Here is a 19,710-nt window from a genome sequence, read left to right on the forward strand (position 1 = left end):
TCCTTGGATGAAGGGGTTCTACTACATCCTACCAGCATAGGTTTAACAGTGCATGAAGATATTGTTAAACCTTTGTAAACATTAGGCGGACTTTTCAGCGGCCCGTTTCAGCGTCACGGTAAAGACAGTTCCCCGTCCAAGCTCGCTTGTGACATCAATTTTCCCTTCATGAGCCTCTATTAAATGCTTGACAATCGCAAGGCCCAGCCCTGTTCCGCCCGAATTCCTGCTTCTGTCTTTATCTACGCGGTAAAAGCGTTCAAAGATTCGCGGAATTTCTTCTTTCTGAATTCCGATTCCAGAATCGGCAACCTCAATCTGAATGTCTTTTTCTCTGGGTTTTACATTGATAGCCACGGAGCCCCCCTCAGGCGTGTAGGTTAACGCATTGTTTACGAGATTAAGAAATACCTGTTTCAGCCTGTACGGGTCACCAGATACATATTGAGGGTCTTTCGGGACATTCAGGTGCAAGGAGATGCCTTTCTCATCCGCTTTATGCTTCAGAAGCGTTTCTATCTCACCAAGCATTTTGGCCGGTTCAAACGTTTCGATACTGAGCGTGAAATTTTGCTGCTCGATTTTTGAGAGATCGAGCAAATCCTGAACCAAAGACTGAAGCCTTTCGCTTTCCTTAAGAATAATAGAGAGAAATTCAGAAAGCGCCTCTTTGTCCTCCATCGCCCCATCCAATAACGTCTCCGTAAACCCTTTTATGGACGTAATCGGTGTTTTCAGCTCATGAGAAACATTGGCCACAAAATCCTTCCTCATCTGCTCTAATTTCTTTGTTTCCGTCATGTCATGGAAAACGAGCACAATTCCTTTCCATTCATCATCCGGCCCCATAATCGGAACGCCGTCCACTTCAAAATAACGCCGTTCTATTTTGATCGGCAGTCTTAACAGCTTGCATTTCTTTGTCTCCGTCATAAAAATGTCTTCGACAAGCTGGATCACTTCTTCATGTTCAAATGCATCGTGATAAAGACGGCGCAGCATATGATTCGGATTGATATGAAACTGCTTGGCGTAAGACCTGTTTACGAGATTAATAAAGCCTCTTCCGTCGATCATAATCAGCCCGGAGCCAATGTTTTCAATGACTGTCAGCAGCCGATCCCGCTGCATTTCCTGCGTTCGCGTCATTTCCATCAGATCAATGGCAAGGCTGTTCATCGCATGTCCTAGCTTATCAGAACGCCTAATATAGCCGCCGTACGTCCGTGCATCGTAGTTGCCCTTAGAGAGTTCTGTGGCTACATTTGTCGCTGACTTAATTGACCTTTTATAACGTGAGGTCATGCTGGAATAAAAATAAACAATGACGATAAATGCGGTACAAAGACTGGCCGTCAGCATTCCCCACAATTCGCCTTTTAAGCCGTCGCTTTTTTCAGAGGCGGAAAGCAGCACATATCCTGTTTTTTCCCCTTCGCTTCTAAGTGAAAGTCCGTAATAAAGCTTGTTATCTTTTGTTGACAGAATACCCTCATGGCCAGAAACAAGCGCCTGCACCTTTTGGGAATCAGCCGCTCTCCCGTTTGACCCATACAGCACCTTGCCGTCTGTATCGATAACGGATGCGCTCACATCAAGCGCGCCGCCTGCATCTTTAATGATTTTCTCATTTGCTTGATTATTCAGATTGCCGGCATCAAGAAGCGAAGCCAAGTATTTTGCTTCTTTTTCAATGTGTTCCTCTGCTTTCCTTTGATCAGATGTTTCAAAAAGCTGCTGTAAAAACAGCCCGAGGACACAAAACACCAGAATCATACAGACAACGAATACAGAAAAAAGGCGCACACGGTATTTATTCATTCATTTTTGGCTCCTCCAGTTTATACCCCAATCCCCTAATCGTTTTAATGTAGACCGGTTTTTTGGTATTGTTTTCAATTTTGTCGCGAAGATGGCTGATGTGCACATCAACAATTCTCGTATCTCCAGCAAAATCATAATTCCAGACTGCGCTCAGCAGCAGGTCTCTTGTCAGAACTCTGCCTTTATGTCTGCCTAAATAGAGCAACAGTTCGAATTCTTTCGGTGTCAGTTCAAGCTGACTTTCTTTAAAGTACGCTTCATAATGATCAGGCAGGATTTTCAGATCGCCGATTACGATCTGGCCTTCCATTTCATCGTTCTTCATCTCACTAGAGGGCGCAGCTATTTCCGAACGCCTTAAAATCGCTTTGACTCTCGCATTTACTTCCCTTGGACTGAACGGCTTGGTCATATAATCATCAGCACCGAGCTCAAGCCCTAATACTTTGTCGAATTCCTCATCCTTCGCTGTCAGCATTAAAATGGGAAACATCAGCTTTTGCTGTCTCAGCTGCTTGCATACTTCGATTCCGTCCAATTTTGGAAGCATCACATCAAGCACAATCAAATCAGGCTTCTCTGTTTCCGCTTTTTTGAGTGCTTCTTCCCCATCCGAGGCGGTAATGACATCATAGCCTGACCGTTCCAAATTGTACTGTAAAAGAGTAACAATAGATTCTTCATCATCCACAACTAAAATTTTCTTGTTCATGCTGTGCCTCCAGTATTATAATTCCCCGACATCCTATTTCTCTATTTTATGTCATCTTAACATGTTTCATGATTTTATTTTAGCGAAAGCAGGACATTCCGACAATTCGCCTTTTACATCATTTTTAAAAGAAATAAAGATGTGCATGATAGCGCTTTCATATATAGTAAAAAGAGAAAGGCTGTATTAAGCAAGCCTTTCTCTCTTTTTATTAGGATAATACTTTCATGACATTTTTGACAGATTCAACTGATTTATTCAGCTGCGCTCTTTCATAGTCTGTCAGTTCAAGTTCAATGATTTGCTCAAGACCGTTGCCGCCTACAATTGTAGGAACACCAAGGTAGATGCCTTCATAGCCGTATTCCCCTTCAAGATAAGCAATTGTAGGAAGAACGCGGCGCTGATCTTTCAAGATCGCTTCGACCATTTCAGTCAGAGAAGCCGCAGGCGCATAATACGCGCTTCCGTTTCCAAGAAGATTCACGATTTCGCCTCCGCCTTTTCTAGTGCGCTCCACAATTGCGTCAATCCGTTCTTTCGGAATAAGAGTTTCAAGCGGGATACCGCCAGCATAAGAATAACGCACAAGCGGAACCATATCGTCACCGTGTCCGCCGAGTACGAAACCAGTCACATCTTTCACTGACAGGTTTAATTCCTCTGCCACAAATGTTCTGAATCTTGCCGTATCAAGCACACCGGACTGGCCGATTACGCGCTCTTTAGGGAAGCCTGATTCTTTGTACACCGCGTATGTCATTGCATCAACAGGATTTGTCAGCACCACAATAATAGAGTCAGGAGAATATTTCACGATTTCCCGCGTAACGCTTCTCATAATCTTTTCGTTTGTAGAGACCAGATCATCTCTGCTCATACCAGGTTTTCTTGCGATACCGGCTGTAATGACAACAATGTCAGAGCCAGCTGTATCCTCGTAATTAGATGTTCCCGTAATTTTTGCGTCAAAGCCTTGAACTGGGCTTGCTTCAAGCATATCAAGCGCTTTTCCCTTTGTCGGGTTCTCCAATTGCGGAATGTCAACAAGAACAACGTCTGCCAGCTCTTTTTGAGCGATTAAAAATGCAGTTGTAGCTCCGGTAAAACCTGCTCCGATAACAGAAACTTTTTTACGAGTATTTCCCATGTCTCTCTTCTCCTTTATGGCTAGTTTTAGGCTTTTTCCTTGCTTAGTCCATGTTTTTGATCAGTTCTTCTCCGAACTCTGAGCATTTCACTTCAGTCGCCCCGTCCATTAATCTAGCAAAATCGTAAGTTACGACTTTGGAAGCGATTGTTTTTTCCATAGATTTGATAACCAAATCAGCCGCTTCGTTCCATCCTAAATGCTCAAGAAGCAGAACGCCTGAAAGAATAACTGAAGATGGGTTTACTTTATCAAGGCCTGCATATTTAGGAGCCGTTCCGTGCGTCGCTTCGAAAATCGCATGTCCTGTTTCGTAGTTGATGTTCGCTCCAGGAGCAATGCCGATTCCGCCGACTTGCGCAGCAAGAGCATCAGAAATGTAATCTCCGTTCAAGTTCATTGTCGCAACGACATCAAACTCGTTTGGACGCGTTAAGATCTGCTGAAGGAAAATGTCAGCAATGCTGTCTTTGATAATGATTTTTCCTGCTGCTTCCGCTTCGCTTTGCGCTTTGTTGGCAGCGTCTTTTCCTTCTTCTTCAGCAATGCGGTCATATTGAGCCCATGTGAAGACTTTATCTCCGTATTCTTTTTCAGCAAGTTCATAGCCCCAGTTTTTGAACGCGCCTTCTGTGAACTTCATGATGTTTCCTTTGTGAACAAGCGTTACAGATTTGCGGCCATGCTCGATCGCATAATCAATGGCAGCTCTGACCAAGCGGCTTGTTCCTTCTTCTGAAACAGGCTTAATGCCGATACCTGATGTCTCAGGGAAACGGATTTTGTTGACGTTTAACTCATTTTGAAGGAAGCTGATAAGCTTTTGCACTTCTTCAGAGCCTTTTGCATACTCGATGCCTGCGTAAATATCTTCTGTATTTTCACGGAAGATGACCATATCAGTATCTTCAGGGCGTTTTACCGGTGACGGCACTCCAGTAAAGTATCTTACAGGTCTTAAGCAGACGAATAGGTCAAGCTCTTGTCTGAGCGCTACGTTCAAAGAACGGATACCGCCGCCGACAGGTGTCGTTAACGGGCCTTTAATCGCGATGAAATATTCGCGGATCACATCTAATGTTTCAGCAGGGAGCCACTCACCTGTTTTATTATAAGCCTTTTCTCCGGCGTAAACTTCTTTCCATGTAATTTTCTTTTCGCCTTTGTATGCTTTTTCTACTGCTGCTTCCAAAACCTTCGAAGCCGCGTTCCAAATATCAGGACCGGTTCCGTCTCCTTCGATAAATGGGATAATCGGGTTGTTTGGTACGTTTAATACTCCGTTAGAGACTGTAATTTTTTCACCTTGTGCCACAATAAAAACCTCCCAGTATGTAATTCATATTTAGAAAACATTTTATTTTTCTTATATAGAAAATAAAATGATTTTTCCTAACATTCAATTTAAAGTGTAACCCAATTTTGATGTTCTGAACAAGAGGCTAACCTCATTGACGCAAGCCAGCCTCCAATGGTTCTTTAGGCTCTTTCTTCAATCGGAACGAATTTTTGTTTGTCAGGGCCTGTGTAATCTGCCCGCGGGCGGATCAGACGGTTGTTGTCATACTGCTCAAGAATATGAGCGAGCCAGCCGGACATTCTGCTTACAGCAAAAATCGGTGTAAACAAATCATGGTCAATACCGAGGCTGTGATATACAGAAGCCGAATAGAAATCAACGTTAGGCGGAAGCTTTTTCTCTGATGTGACGATGTCTTCTATACGAATCGACATCTCATACCATTTGCTTTCGCCTGTCAGGTTGGTCAGGCGCTTGCTCATTTCTTTCAGATGCTTCGCGCGCGGATCACCATGCTTATACACACGGTGGCCGAATCCCATGATTTTTTCTTTCTTTTCAAGTTTAGCGCGGATGTACGGCTCAGCGTTTTCCACTTCACCGATTTCTGTCAGCATTTTCATAACGCCTTCATTCGCTCCGCCGTGAAGAGGCCCTTTCAGCGCGCCGATTGCTGCAGTAATGCCTGAATAGATGTCAGAAAGTGTTGCGACGCAGACCCTCGCTGTGAACGTTGACGCGTTCAGCTCATGGTCAGCATGTAAAATCAATGCTTTGTTGAAGGCTTCAACTTCAATTGGTGAAGGCTCTTCACCGTTTAATGTGTAAAGAAAATTCTCCGCAATACCGTAATCTTCTCTCGGTTCAACAGGCTCAAGACCCTTGCGAATTCTGGAAAACGCTGCAACCAGGCCAGGCACCTTTGCCTGAAGGCGGATCGCCTTTCTGTAGTTGGCTTCCGGGTTCATGGTATCAGCCTCGCTGTCAAGCAGGCCTAGTAATGAAATTGCTGTCCGAAGAGCAGCCATGGGATGAACATTTTCGAGGGAATAAGATTTGAAGTGCTCAATAATTTCTTGCGGAACGGCAGCTTCCTTTGCAAGCTGCTGCTTTAACTCTTCAAGCTCTTTTTTGTTTGGCAGCCTTAGATGCCAAAGCAAGTAGATGATTTCTTCAAAACTTGCATTCTCTGTCAAATCATCGATATCATACCCCACATATGTAAGGGTATCATCAATAATAGAACTAACAGATGATGTTGTTGCTACAACCCCTTCAAGACCGCGTGTCGCTGTCATATATAACATCTCCTTTTCAATAAATTTCCCCTTTAAGAGTGTTGTAAAAACATGAGGCTTACTTAAAAAGCACGATGCAAGTATTTCTCTCCCCCAAAAAGAAAATGCTTACATTTTACTGGCTGCTGGAACTAAAACCCTTTGCTTATGAAAGAACATAACAAATTCTTATAAGCTTATTTAAGTTTAAGCCTATTCTCATTATAAACAATAATCAGACATTTGTTAAATGTTTACCTATAATTTTTTTTTTCATTCTGTGATTTCCCCGAAAAAACGCCTTTATTTGCGGGTTTTTGCATACAAAAAAAAGCGGCTTTAAGGCCGCTTTTTGTTATGAAGTGAACAGTTTTACGATCTGCATGGCTAAATAAGCAATCCCCGCTCCGATCAGCGGCCCCACCGCAACTCCTCCAAAAAGCGCGACTGCAAGAATGGTCCCGATCACGAGAGCAGTTGTAATATGCGGATCATTTTCAAGCAGGGCCAGGCCGTTTTTTGCAATCAGCGCCACTGCGATCCCCGCTCCAAGGGCGATCCATGCGTAGGAAGACCGCATTGCTTCTCCAAGCTGCTTAAATCCGATTTCTCCCGTGGCAATCGGGACAAGAACGGCGATGGTAATAATGGTCACACCCCAGTTAATGCCTTTTGACTGGATGGTCGGAAATAATTTCTGATCAAGCCCAACGATTTTGATGATCAAAAGGACGGATACAGCAAAGAGCAATGATTGGTTTTTTGCGATAAGTGCGATAGCCAAGAGTAAAATTAAAAATAAATTCGCTTGTGTAAACACATGCCATCCCTCCTTTAAGATGAATGTATTCATATTCAGCCGCAGCGTGAATACATATAAAAAATAGGACATGCTGACGAGAGGAGGACCGTTTTCGTGAATCAATCTTATATCACTATTTTTTTCAGAACCCTCTTTGTCATATCAATGACCGCAGGGTCGATAGCTGCGGCCTATTATTCGTTTCCGTTAACTTATCCGTTCCTGATCGCCCTTATTCTTTCTTCAGTGATTCATCCTGTTGTCGATTATTTGGACAAAGTGACAGGATTCCCCCGAACGATAAATGTTCTGGGCGTTCTTGCTTTTTTTCTGCTCGCAGCCTTCGGCGTCCTCACCATTCTGGTAGCCGAAATCGTAACGGGAACAGCCTATCTAGCAAAAACGCTGCCTCCGCATATCAGCACGTTTATTTCATATTGCGAAAAATTGTTTACAACTCATATTCAGCCGCTCTATAACGAGTTAACTCTTTTGTTTCAAGAATTGGAAACGAACCAGCAGGCTTCCATCGTCACTCATATCCAGACACTCGGTGATTCTGCCGCTAAAAATGCCGGGCTCCTGCTGTCCCACATTCTAGAGATGATCCCGAGATTTTTCGCTCTTCTTCCCAATACGGCGGCGGTTCTGATTTTTTCTCTTCTGGCAACCTTTTTTATGACAAAGGATTGGCACAAGCTGAAAGCCATGCTTGTTTTAATTCTGCCGGATCGTGTGACAGCTAACAGCAAAGCGATCAGCAGCGAATTAAAAAAAGCAATGACTGGTTTTATCAAAGCACAAGCCGTCCTCGTTTTCATCACGATGGTGATTGTATTTATCGGCCTTTCTCTCTTAAAGGTTGAACACGCCGCAACAATTGCTTTTTTAATCGGGCTTGTAGATCTTCTCCCTTACTTAGGTGCCGGCTCCGTATTTGTGCCCTGGATTTTGTATTTATCGATTACGGGCCAGCTGCCCCAAGCGATCGGAATTGGTATCCTGTACCTCGTCGTTCTTATTCAGCGGCAGCTGACAGAGCCCAAGATACTAAGTAAATCTATCGGGATCGATCCGCTGGCAACACTCATCGCCCTGTTTGCCGGCTTTAAATTATTCGGGTTTTTAGGACTGATTGCGGGACCGGCTGTACTCGTCATCATCCAAGCTTTCATCACAACAGGCGCATTAAAAGAAATATGGTCCTATATCACCGTTCAGCAAAAATAAAACGGCAGCCGTTTTTTCATGGCTGCCGTTTTTTATTTGATGATGATCCGCTTATTCTTCGACATACCTCTCAGCCATTTGAACAGAATCGGCTTACACCAGCCGCGGGTAAACGGGATAAGAAGACAGGCGCCGGCCAAATCTGATAAAAAGCCCGGAAGCATCAGCAATAGACCGCCAATGAAAATGCACAGACCGTCAGCAATCGCTTCTCCCGGCATTTTGCCATATTGAAGATCACGCTGAACCTTATAATACACTTCGGTTCCTTGTTTTTTTGCAGCTGCTGCGCCGATAATGCCAGTCAGAATCATGAATAGAACTGTCGGTAAAATGCCAATCAGCTTGCCTAAAAATAGGAATATACCGATTTCTATTGCCGGAAACACAATAAAAAGCAAAAACAAAAATCTCATATCCAAGCCCCCCACACGTGTAACACGTTCTGTTCAACAAAAGGCATGATAAAGAGAAAAGGAAGGGATTCCCCTTCCATTTTCACCTGTAATTAAAGAACGCTCGCACGGCCTTGATAGACTGCACCTCTGGAAGCGTCAACTGTAATATCCTGGCCATCTGTCAAAATAGATGTCGCATTTTCCAGACCCACGATAACCGGGATGCCAAGGCTTAATCCGACTACCGCAGCATGGCTAGTCAAACCGCCTTCTTCTGTAATAAGAGCAGACGCTTTTTCAAGGGATGCAATCATATCACGGTCAGTGCTTTTGGTAACAAGTACCGCACCGTCAGTCATTTTTTGCTCAGCTTCTTTTGCATTTTGTGCAACGACAACCGGACCGTAAGCTGATTTGCGTCCAATGCCTTGGCCTTTAGCGATGATATCGCCGACAGTATGAACCTTCATTAAGTTCGTAGTGCCGGACTCACCGACAGTGCCTGCTGTAATAACGATAAGATCGCCGTGTTTTACAATTCCGCTGTTCAATGATTTTTGGACAGCATCCTCAAGCATCTCATCTGTTGAGCTCGCATTTTGGCCGCTTTCCGCGAATACGCCAGATACGAGGGCAAGCTTTCTGGAAATAGAGTCATTTACAGTAACCGCAACAATCGGAGCCTGCGGACGGTATTTTGCAATCATACGTGCTGTATGGCCGCTTTCTGTCGGCGTTACGATCGCAGCAGCATTCAGGTTAATCGCCGTATGTGCGACAGATTGTCCAATTGCGTCTGTAATTGTCATACCCACTTGATCTCTGCGTTTTGAGAGAATTTCTTTATAATTTAAAGCTTCTTCAGAACGGGACGCGATGTTATGCATTGTTTGAACTGCTTCAACCGGGTAACTTCCGGCAGCAGTTTCACCTGAAAGCATGATCGCATCTGTTCCGTCGAAGATCGCGTTTGCAACGTCACTTGCTTCCGCACGAGTCGGACGCGGGTTGCGCTGCATGCTGTCAAGCATTTGTGTCGCTGTAATAACAGGTTTGCCCAGCGCGTTGCATTTTTTGATCAGTTCTTTTTGCACAAGCGGCACTTCTTCAGCTGGAATTTCCACACCTAAGTCTCCGCGTGCAACCATTAAGCCGTCAGACACTTCGAGAATCGCATCGATGTTGTCAACGCCCTCTTGGTTTTCGATTTTAGGGATGATTTGAATATCCTGAGCGTTGTGCTCTTCAAGAAGCTCACGGATTTCGAGCACATCCGTGGAACGTCGAATGAAAGATGGTGCGATGAAGTCTACTCCTTGCTCAATACCGAAAACGATGTCTCGCGCATCCTTTTCAGTAATCCCCGGAAGATTGACACTTACGCCCGGTACGTTAACACCTTTTTTATTTTTGAGTGTTCCGTTGTTTAATACTTTTGTTTTGATTTCGCGTTTAGCGGCATCTACATCAAGTACCTCAAGACCGATTAGGCCGTCATCTAACAGAATCGTTGAACCTTGTTCAACGTCATGGACTAAACCTTCATATGTCACTGAAATTTTATCTGTTGTTCCTACAACCTCGTCCATTGAAATAATGAGCTCTTTGCCTGTTTCAAGCTCAATACCGCCGTTTTCCATTGTATGTGTGCGGATTTCAGGACCTTTTGTATCAAGCAGAATTCCAACGTTCTTGCCAAGTTTTTTGCTTGCTTCGCGGATATTTTTAATTCTTGCACCGTGCTCCTCAAAATCTCCGTGAGAAAAGTTTAATCGAGCCACGTTCATTCCTGACTCCATTAATTTCGTAAGCATTTCAATACTTTCACTTGCCGGACCGATGGTACAAACAATTTTAGTTTTTCTCATTTGGTTCACTTCCTTCTGAAATCTTCAGCCTTCAGCTGTACATTAGATAGACAGTTCTTTTGAAAGCTGATACATGTTTTGCTCAACTGTGTGTTTTGTCTCAAGTATTTCTATAATATCATGGTCTACAAGCTTATTGTTTTGTATACCTACACAGCGTCCGCCTTTTCCTTCAAGCAGCAGTTCAACTGCATATGCGCCGAGACGGCTTGCTAACACACGGTCAGCAGCACTCGGAGAACCTCCGCGCTGGATATGGCCCAATACAGATACCCTAGTTTCAAGATTTGTTTCTTCTTCAATGCGTTTCCCGAATTCAACACCGCTGCCTACACCTTCGGCAACAATAATAATACTGTGCTTCTTGCCGCGTTCGTGGCCGCGTTTTAAGCGGGCAATGATTTCGTGCATGTCATAGTCTGCCTCAGGGATTAAGATCGATTCTGCGCCCCCTGCAAGACCGGCCCACAATGCGATATCGCCGGCATGACGGCCCATTACTTCGATTACATATGTACGTTCATGAGAAGTCGCTGTATCACGAATCTTATCAATTGCGTCAATTACTGTATTTAAAGCTGTATCGAAACCGATTGTAAAATCAGTGCCCGGAATGTCATTATCAATTGTACCCGGTACACCTACACATGGAAACCCGTGTTCCGTTAATTTTTTCGCACCCATATAGGAACCGTCTCCGCCGATAACAACAAGGCCTTCAATACCAAGCTTCTTCAAGTTTGCTATCCCTTTTTCACGGCCTTCAACTGTTTTGAATTCAGGACATCTCGCCGTATAAAGCTTAGTCCCTCCACGATGTATAATATCGCCTACTGATCCGAGTTCAAGCTTTTCAATCTTTCCGCTGATCAATCCCGCGTATCCGTTGTAAATACCGTAAACTTCAACGTCATGATAGATCGCTTTTCTGACTACTGCGCGAACTGCTGCGTTCATTCCCGGGGAATCCCCGCCGCTCGTTAATACCCCTATACGTTTCATTCTCCATTCACCTCAGCAACATATATGATTAAACATAACATGATCATTGCCCTAAAAACAATGAAAAGGGATCTCCATCCTCCCTATGAAACCTTACCTATTATACAATTAAATAAATTGTTTTTAAATAAAATTTAAGGAATGTCACAAAAAATAAACGTGAGCCAAAGGCTTCACGTTTATTTAGTTTACCCCGATATATTGATCTTCAACCGAGACTTTGCCAATTGCTTTATATTTTTCATAGCGCTGCTGAACTAATTCTTCTTCGCTCAGCTTCAGCAAAGTTTTTAACGATTGTTTAAGGGTTTCGTCCATATAGCTTGCCTGCAGCTTCACATCATGGTGCGCTCCGCCTTTTACTTCTTTAATCATATGATCTATAATACCTAATTCTTTTAAATCCGGCGCAGTGATTTTCATTGTTTCTGCTGCTTTTTTAGCAAGACTGGAGTCCTTCCATAAAAGTGCCGCGGCACCTTCCGGAGAAATAACAGAATAAGTAGAGTTTTCCAGCATATGCAAGTGATTGCCTACACCCAGACCAAGGGCTCCGCCGCTTCCGCCTTCACCAATGACGATGCAGATAACAGGCACTCGAAGGCCGGCCATCTCAAACAGGTTTTTGGCAATAGCTTCACTTTGTCCTCTTTCTTCAGCTGCTCGTCCAGGGTATGCCCCCTTCGTATCAATAAAACAGATAATTGGTCTGTTAAATTTGTCAGCCTGTTTCATCAGACGAAGCGCTTTTCTGTAGCCTTCTGGATGCGGCATCCCAAAATTGCGGACTAGGTTTTCCTTCGTGTCTTTGCCGCGCTGATGCCCGATTACCGTTACAGGGAGGCCGTGGAACTTCGCAATCCCGCCGACAATGGCTTCATCGTCCCCGTACGCTCTGTCTCCGTGACATTCAAAAAAGTCGGTAAACAGGTGTTCGATATAATCAAGAGTTGTCGGACGGTCCGCCAGACGCGCGATTTGAACCCGGTCCCACGGCTTCAAATTTTTGTAAATATCATCCTGAAGCTTAGCGAGACGGTCTTCGAGCCGTTCGATTTCCGCACTTAGATCCATATCGGAATCTTGGGTGAATTTTTTTAGTTCGGCGATTTTGGTTTGCAGTTCAATCACCGGTTTTTCAAATTCTAATCTTGGAGCCACTCAATGTCACCTCCTGTTTGATGCATATCCAGCAGATTTTCTAACGTTTTTTTCATATCGTCGCGATGAATAACCGCATCAAGCTGTCCATGTTTTAATAAAAACTCAGCCGTTTGGAAGTCCTCAGGCAGTTTTTCTCCTATTGTCTGTTCAATAATCCGTCTTCCAGCAAAACCGATCAGCGCGCCAGGCTCAGCGAAATTGTAATCGCCAAGGGATGCAAAGCTTGCTGATACGCCCCCGGTAGTCGGATGCGTCATTACTGAAATAATAAGACCCTGTTCTTCACTGAACAGTTTTAACGCAGAGCTTGTCTTTGCCATCTGCATCAAACTTAATACGCCTTCCTGCATTCTAGCACCGCCTGAAGCCGTAAAAATAATAAACGGAACTTTATCAGCTTTTGCTTTTTCAATCGCAAGCGTGATTTTTTCACCGACGACTGAACCCATGCTGCCCATTCTGAATGAAGAGTCCATGACGGCGACAACAGCCGGGTGTCCGCCGATGGTGCCCTTGCCTGTCACAACAGCCTCGTTTAAGGATGTTTTCTCGCGATCTTTTTCAAGCTTTTCCAGATATCCCGGGAAACCAAGCGGATTTTCCGAGAGCATTCCCTGATTAAATTCCTCAAAGGATTGTTCATCCATCAAGCTTTCGATACGCTGTTTTGCGTTCATTGGGAAATGATAATCGCAGTTCATGCATACCCGCATATTTTTATCCAACTCTTTAGTGAGCATGATTTTTTTACACTTAGGACATTTTGTCATAATGCCTTCCGGAACATCGTGCTTCGCTTGATCAGACGGTACGGAAGCATACTTTTTCTTTTTCGTGAATATATCCTTTAACAAATGATTACCTCCCTTTTGTGAAGGGTTCTCTTCACCGCATGTCATCAAACAGATAGACTTGCTAATAACTTTACCGAAACTATTGTACTTTTTTTGTCAAACGCTGTCATCCTCAATTCGACAACTTTTTATTCGATGACGTGCTCGGAAAGGCTTGTATGAAATCAGATAAGGTGTTGAAACGACAAGGTTGACAGCGTATTCAAAAATAATGTTAAACCCGGCTGAAATTTTTTTAAGGCTAACCCCCTAAAAAAATTTCAGCCGTCAGTTTAACTTGAGAACAGCGCGTCGGTCTCCGCCAACGCGCTGCCATTTTTGGAATGAATTAAAATTATTCACCAATAATCGTAAGTTTTCTTGTTTTTTCTGCGACTTCCTCAGGGTCAACAGTGATTCTTGCAACACCTGTTTCCATCGCAGCTTTTGCCACAGCCTTCGCAACAGCAGGCGCAACACGTTTATCAAACGGTGCAGGGATGACATAGTCTGCGCTAAGCTCATCTTCTGAAACCAGTGAAGCAATGGCTTCAACCGCTGCGATTTTCATTTCCTCGTTAATATGAGTGGCACGCACATCAAGCGCTCCGCGGAAAATACCTGGGAATGCAAGAACATTGTTTACTTGGTTCGGGAAGTCAGAACGGCCAGTTCCGATAACGCTTGCTCCGGCTTCACGCGCATCTTCCGGCATGATTTCCGGATTTGGATTTGCCATTGCAAAGATAATTGGATCTTTTGCCATGCTTTGAACCATTTCTTTTGTTAACGCGCCTGCTACAGAGACACCGATAAATACGTCAGCATCAACGATGACATCTTTCAGAGAACCGTCTTTGCGATCTTGGTTCGTGAACTTCGCCACTTCATTTTTGACATCGTTCATGCCGTTCGGGCGCCCTTCATAAATGGCCCCTTTGGAATCGCACATCACAATGTCGCGAACGCCATAATGATGAAGAAGCTTGATAATCGCAATGCCAGCCGCACCCGCGCCGTTTGCGACAACTTTAATGGATGACATGGATTTTCCAGACAGTTTCAGCGCGTTCACAAGACCTGCTACGGTTACAATGGCAGTACCGTGCTGATCATCATGGAAAACCGGGATGTTTGTTTCTTTTTTGAGGCGCTCTTCAATGATAAAGCAATTTGGCGCTGCAATATCTTCAAGGTTGACGCCGCCAAATGTCGGTTCCAGCAATTTTACAGTTTCAACGATTTTATCAACATCGTTTGTGTTTAAAGCAATCGGGAACGCATCTACGCCCGCAAAGCTTTTGAAAAGAACTGCTTTCCCTTCCATAACAGGAAGCGCCGCTTCAGGGCCGATGTTTCCAAGGCCAAGTACAGCTGTACCGTCAGTTACAACTGCTACCATGTTCCCCTTCATTGTATAATCATATACTTTGTTAATGTCTTCATGAATATCCTTACACGGTTCTGCAACACCCGGAGAATAAGCGAGGCTTAGATCTTTCGCATTTCTGACCTCTACTTTTGATTTAGACTCCAGTTTCCCCTGGTTGACTTTATGCAGGTGTAATGCTTCTTCTCTTAATGACATTCTACTAAACACTCCTTATGGATATTTTTTGATTCGTATACTGCTGCGTTGATTGCTGCATTCTGCGGAGTAAATCTATCTGAATATTTAAACAGGATCACATAATTGCTCCAATTGTATAACAAAAAGCGAATCGTTACCACTGTTTTAAAACGACGTTTTTTTGACCCAACAGCTCTTTTAAGCGATATAACACCTGGTGATCTGCATTGATATGGAACGACTCAGGTAGCTTAATCGTCTGTTTTTGCCTTTCATAATAGAGATAAACGCCTGTTTCCCCTTTATGCTCCAGCAAAATGCGCTTAATCTTTGCCAGGATCTCCTGGCTGTGCTGACTGCTTTCTATTTTTATATAAACCGATGGCGCTTTTTCTGCATCCATATTTTCTAATAACTCTGCCCGGGACATGATGAATTGGATCTTATCTTGTCTAACTTCACATTTCCCCGCAGTGAACAAAAGAGCGCCTTCTCTTAAAACGGGAGAAAGCTGTCTGAATTGTTCAGGGAAGACTACGGCTTCCATCTCGCCGGTTTCATCACTGAGCGTTAAAAACGCCATGTTTTGACCTGTTTTCGTCCGAATCGTTTTGATCTTCGACAGCAGAACGCCTAGTGAAAGCTGTCTTTTGACTGCACGCTGAGCCTGCAGAATGGAGACTGCTCCTTGCGCAGTGAGCTGTTTTCGGAAGGCGGAGAGGGGATGATTTGAAAAATAAATGCCAAGCGTTTCCTTTTCAAACGCAAGTAAATCCACCAGAGGAAGCTCCTCCGTCTCCACATACTTCGGCTTAATTGAAAACGATTCATCTAAAAACAATCCCATTTGGTCATCGTCCGCGGCGAATAGCTCAGCATGTTCCAAAGCAACATCAATGGATGCGAGCAGCGTGGCCCGGTTTTGGCCGAATTCGTCCATCGCACCAGAAAAGATAAGTGCTTCAAGCATTTTGCGATTTACGCTTTTTGACGGCACGCGAAAGCAGAAATCGAAAAGATCTTCAAATGGTTTCTCTTTTCTTGCTTTATATATATCTTTGACTGCTGAGACGCCTACACTTTTTATCGCGCGGAGGCTGTATCTGACAGATCCGTTTTCAACTGTAAACGGAAAACTGCTTTTATTCACTGACGGAGGAAGGATACGAATCCTGCTCCCCTTTGCTTCGTAAAGATATTGAGAGATTTTATCCTCATTGCCAATGACGCTTGTCAGCAATCCGCACATAAAATATAACGGATAATGAGCTTTCAAATACGCAAGCTGGCACCCGATCATGCTGTATGCCACCGCATGGCTTCTGTTAAAGCCATAGTTTGCGAATTTGACGATTAAATCGTAGACCTCATTTGCAGTGTCTACAGAATACTCCTTTTTTAAGCACCCTTCAACAAAATGGCTTCGCTCTCTGTCCAGGATTTCTTTTTTCTTTTTGCTGACCGCCCTTCTCAATAGGTCCGCTTCGCCTAAAGAAAACCCCGCCATACGGGAAGCAATCATCATAATTTGTTCCTGATACACAATGACGCCATATGTATCTTCCAAAATGCTCCTTAAATCTTCATGAAGATAGTGAACAGGCGCCCGGCCGTGTTTACGGTCGATAAATAACGGAATATTTTCCATCGGACCCGGCCGGTACAGTGCATTGACCGCCACAATATCTTCTAGGCCCGAAGGTTTCAGCCGTTTCAAGACGCTTCTCATCCCTGCAGATTCAAGCTGGAAAATGCCTGTCGTATCCCCTTTTGACAGCAAGGAGAACGTTTTGTCATCGCTGTAGGAAATACTTGAAAGGTCTATTTTAATATTTTCTTCTTTTTCAATCATTGAAGTGATAGATTCAATAAGTGTCAGATTCCTCAAACCTAAGAAATCCATTTTTAAAAGGCCCAAGTCTTCAAGATGGTCCATCGCGTATTGCGTTAAATAGATCCCTTCATGCCCTTCTTGAAGCGGAACAACATCTGTTAACGGTTCTTCACTCAGGACAACGCCCGCTGCGTGGGTTGATGCATGCCTTGGCAGCCCTTCTATTTTCCGGGCAATTGAATAGACTTGCTGAAGCAGGCTTGACTCCCGAAGCCGCTTATCCAGCTGCGGTGACTGCTGTCTCGCTTCATCCAGCGTCATTCCCGGTCTTGAAGGAATGAGTTTTGCAAGCTGATCTGCCTCCTTCGGGCTGACGCCGAATACTCTGCCGACGTCCCGGAGCGCCGCCTTTGCCGCAAGTGTTCCAAAGGTGATAATCTGTGCGACGTGCATTGCACCGTATTTCTGCTGAACATATTGAATGACTTCATCCCTTCTAGTATCGGGAAAGTCAATATCAATATCCGGCATGCTGACGCGCTCGGGATTTAAAAATCTTTCAAACAGAAGGTGATGCTTAATCGGGTCAACATCTGTGATATACAGCACATATGCCACAAGAGAACCCGCCGCAGAACCCCTTCCCGGTCCTGTAACAATCCCTTTTTCATGGGCGTGCTTCATAAAATCCCACACGATCAGAAAGTAATCGCTGAACTTCATCCGCTTGATGACATCAAGCTCATATTGAAGACGGCGAAGGTATCGTTCATCAGGCTTGCCGAAACGGCTGCGGAGTCCCTCCATACAGATATCCGTTAAATAATCATCAGCGGACGTTCCGTCTGGGGTCGGAAAAGACGGTAGACGGGTCTGCCCGAGACTGACGTCAACCCGGCATTGTTCCGCGATCTCTACAGAAGCTTGCAGTGCCTCGGGATGCTCTCGATAAATGTTTTGCATTTCTTCGAGTGGTTTCAAATCGAGATCAGGCAAATCTTCAGCGGGTGCATCCGTCAGTTTTTCCCCCGCTTTAATCGCTTTCAGACAACGGTAGGCAGCCTTATCTTCCTTCCTTATGTAATGCACATCGCCTGTGGCCGTAACAGGGATACCCGTTTCTTCTGACAGCTTTAGAATCTGCTCAGACAAGACTTGATTCCCTTTAAAAGGCTGATAGGAGAAATAAAAAGCTCCCTTTCCGAATATAGACTGAAATTCCAGCGAGGCTTGAGCAGCCTGTTCGAACAGCCCTCCTTCAAGAAGCGTTTCAATATATCCTTTTTCGCCGGGCGTTATTGCGATAATCCCTTCTCGATAACTGTGAAGCCATTTCGGCTTCAGTCCGCCTTTTGATTTAGATTGCAGAACGCTGCTGATTTTCAGCAGGTTTTGATAGCCTGTATTTGATTTTGCCAGCAGGACGAGCGGGTATGCTTCAAGCTCGCTGTCATCCGTAAAAACAGAAGCCGTCAAACCGATTATTGGGTTGATCCCTCTCGCCTTGCAAGCTTTATAAAATTGAATAGCTCCGTACATGACATGATCATCTGTCAGCGCCAAAGACGCATATCCGAGCCTGTCAGCTTCACTGACGAGCTCTTCCACAGCCGCGGCGCTGTTTAGCAGGCTGTACCCGCTATGCACTTGCAGGTGAACAAAAGACATGCTATCACCTCTTTCTCATTACGATTCATTTCTTCCCTCATTATAAGGCCGGTTTCCAAAAGAAACAAATGTTCTTTTTTGACTCATCATCATACTTGTCCTGAAAGCTCAATATGATATAAAAGGTGAGGTGATAAAGATGGATCAGGAAGCAGGATTTATGGTGAATTTTATCAATAGCTACTTCATTGCGTTAGGGGTGCTGATCGGGGGCGCACTCATTGGAGGGCTCGGAGCATATTTGGCAGGCGAACCCCCGCTTACAGCCATTACAAAGCTTGCCAACCGGTTAAAAATATGGGCGCTTGTCGCAGCTATCGGAGGCACCTTTGATGCGGTATACAGCTTTGAACGCGGCATACTCGAAGGCAATACGAGAGATATCTTTAAACAGCTTCTTTTAATTATTTCGGCCATGGGAGGCGCGCAAAGCGGCTGGCTTATTATATCATGGCTGACCCAGGAGCATCTTTCTTCATGAGGGTCCCCCAGCATTACAAAAAACCGGGATGGCAGCGTTTTTTCGCGGGAATGATGTGCGGAGCCGTAATTAGCTGGTTCTTTTTCCTGTTTACTTACGGAACATTCCAAGAGGAGCAGGTCAGCCTCATCGAAAAGCAAAAAGAGCATGTAAAAGACTTGAACAATCAAATTTCGATCTATCAGGAAGATCTCCATAAACTGAATGAAGATAATAAAAGAAAACTGCTGATTCAAAGCGTCAGCGTCAAATTGCTGAATGGGGATAAATATAAAATATCACAGCCGGATAAAACGAAATTCGAGGAGCATGTAAAGGATGATATTTCAGAGGTGATTACAAAAGACATAGAGAGCGTCTATCAAACAAAGGATCTCTTGAAGCGGACAATTGAAAATAAAGTCTATATGATCAATGAAAAAAAATACGAGGCAACCGTCAGAGAATTGATTATTTATACGAGGCTGACAGTGGAACTTGAAATATCTTTCGCCACATAATTATGGATTTTTTTTAAATTCTCCAAACTTCTGTCGCTTTTTCCCATTCTTTTTTATAAACTATATGTGAGGCTTAATGGCGAAAGGAAGGAGGAAG

16 protein-coding genes are annotated in these 19,710 nt (G+C 44.2%); 3 read left to right on the forward strand and 13 right to left on the reverse strand.

From position 1 onward, the window contains the following. Positions 1-81: 81 nt before the first annotated feature. The 6 genes from phoR to QF06_RS12775 form a co-directional block, all read right to left on the reverse strand. Complete coding sequence (gene phoR, locus QF06_RS12750; RefSeq protein ID WP_015714502.1) at positions 82-1,821, reverse strand: sensory box histidine kinase PhoR; 1,740 nt, start codon at positions 1,819-1,821, stop codon at positions 82-84. Continuing rightward, positions 1,814-2,536, reverse strand: coding sequence for a two-component system response regulator PhoP (phoP, locus tag QF06_RS12755; RefSeq protein ID WP_015714503.1), 723 nt, complete (start codon positions 2,534-2,536; stop codon positions 1,814-1,816). Before phoP ends, phoR begins: the two co-directional genes overlap by 8 nt. Before the next feature lie 211 nt (positions 2,537-2,747). Then, positions 2,748-3,686, reverse strand: coding sequence for a malate dehydrogenase (mdh, locus tag QF06_RS12760; protein ID WP_003237775.1), 939 nt, complete (start codon positions 3,684-3,686; stop codon positions 2,748-2,750). Positions 3,687-3,729: 43 nt separating this feature from the next. After that, a complete protein-coding gene (gene icd / locus QF06_RS12765) occupies positions 3,730-5,001 on the reverse strand; it encodes an NADP-dependent isocitrate dehydrogenase (RefSeq protein ID WP_014477637.1) in 1,272 nt (423 codons plus the stop codon). A 164-nt stretch (positions 5,002-5,165) separates the two neighbouring features. Continuing rightward, positions 5,166-6,284, reverse strand: coding sequence for a citrate synthase (gene citZ, locus QF06_RS12770; RefSeq protein WP_004398810.1), 1,119 nt, complete (start codon positions 6,282-6,284; stop codon positions 5,166-5,168). Positions 6,285-6,618: 334 nt separating this feature from the next. Then, the gene (locus tag QF06_RS12775) at positions 6,619-7,083 is read right to left on the reverse strand and encodes a DUF441 domain-containing protein (RefSeq protein ID WP_015251478.1); all 465 of its coding nucleotides are present in this window, start codon (positions 7,081-7,083) and stop codon (positions 6,619-6,621) included. Positions 7,084-7,179: 96 nt separating this feature from the next. Here QF06_RS12775 and ytvI point away from each other — a divergent pair, with 96 nt between their 5' ends. After that, on the forward strand, positions 7,180-8,295 hold the full coding sequence (gene ytvI / locus QF06_RS12780; RefSeq protein WP_004399115.1) for a sporulation integral membrane protein YtvI: 1,116 nt from the start codon (positions 7,180-7,182) through the stop codon (positions 8,293-8,295). Between the two features lie 32 nt (positions 8,296-8,327). Here the strand turns inward: ytvI and QF06_RS12785 are convergent, their stop codons facing one another. The 7 genes from QF06_RS12785 to dnaE form a co-directional block, all read right to left on the reverse strand. Next, positions 8,328-8,711, reverse strand: a complete 384-nt coding sequence (locus tag QF06_RS12785; protein ID WP_015251477.1) for an FxsA family protein — start codon at positions 8,709-8,711, stop codon at positions 8,328-8,330. A gap of 92 nt (positions 8,712-8,803) precedes the next feature. Then, on the reverse strand, positions 8,804-10,561 hold the full coding sequence (pyk, locus tag QF06_RS12790; protein WP_004398560.1) for a pyruvate kinase: 1,758 nt from the start codon (positions 10,559-10,561) through the stop codon (positions 8,804-8,806). A gap of 42 nt (positions 10,562-10,603) precedes the next feature. Then, the gene (gene pfkA, locus QF06_RS12795) at positions 10,604-11,563 is read right to left on the reverse strand and encodes a 6-phosphofructokinase (RefSeq protein ID WP_003229420.1); all 960 of its coding nucleotides are present in this window, start codon (positions 11,561-11,563) and stop codon (positions 10,604-10,606) included. 183 nt (positions 11,564-11,746) lie between these two features. After that, positions 11,747-12,724, reverse strand: coding sequence for an acetyl-CoA carboxylase carboxyl transferase subunit alpha (accA, locus tag QF06_RS12800; protein ID WP_003229417.1), 978 nt, complete (start codon positions 12,722-12,724; stop codon positions 11,747-11,749). Further along, on the reverse strand, positions 12,709-13,581 hold the full coding sequence (gene accD, locus QF06_RS12805) for an acetyl-CoA carboxylase, carboxyltransferase subunit beta (RefSeq protein ID WP_003223544.1): 873 nt from the start codon (positions 13,579-13,581) through the stop codon (positions 12,709-12,711). Before accD ends, accA begins: the two co-directional genes overlap by 16 nt. Positions 13,582-13,915: 334 nt before the next feature. Continuing rightward, entirely contained in the window at positions 13,916-15,148 is a 1,233-nt protein-coding gene (maeB, locus tag QF06_RS12810; protein ID WP_014664951.1) for an NADP-dependent malic enzyme, read from the reverse strand. Between the two features lie 136 nt (positions 15,149-15,284). Continuing rightward, positions 15,285-18,632, reverse strand: a complete 3,348-nt coding sequence (dnaE, locus tag QF06_RS12815; protein ID WP_043940176.1) for a DNA polymerase III subunit alpha — start codon at positions 18,630-18,632, stop codon at positions 15,285-15,287. 139 nt (positions 18,633-18,771) lie between these two features. On the opposite strand from dnaE, the gene ytrH reads away from it, so the two are divergent. Both ytrH and ytrI read left to right on the forward strand, forming a co-directional pair. Then, positions 18,772-19,113 carry a sporulation membrane protein YtrH gene (gene ytrH, locus QF06_RS12820; RefSeq protein ID WP_003229410.1) on the forward strand — a complete coding sequence of 114 codons (342 nt, stop codon included), beginning with the start codon at positions 18,772-18,774 and terminating at the stop codon, positions 19,111-19,113. Continuing rightward, complete coding sequence (gene ytrI, locus QF06_RS12825) at positions 19,110-19,613, forward strand: sporulation membrane protein YtrI (protein ID WP_003229408.1); 504 nt, start codon at positions 19,110-19,112, stop codon at positions 19,611-19,613. Before ytrH ends, ytrI begins: the two co-directional genes overlap by 4 nt. Positions 19,614-19,710 lie beyond the last annotated feature (97 nt).

Source organism: Bacillus sp. YP1, assembly GCF_000877815.1.
Classification (GTDB): Bacteria; Bacillota; Bacilli; order Bacillales; family Bacillaceae; genus Bacillus; species Bacillus subtilis.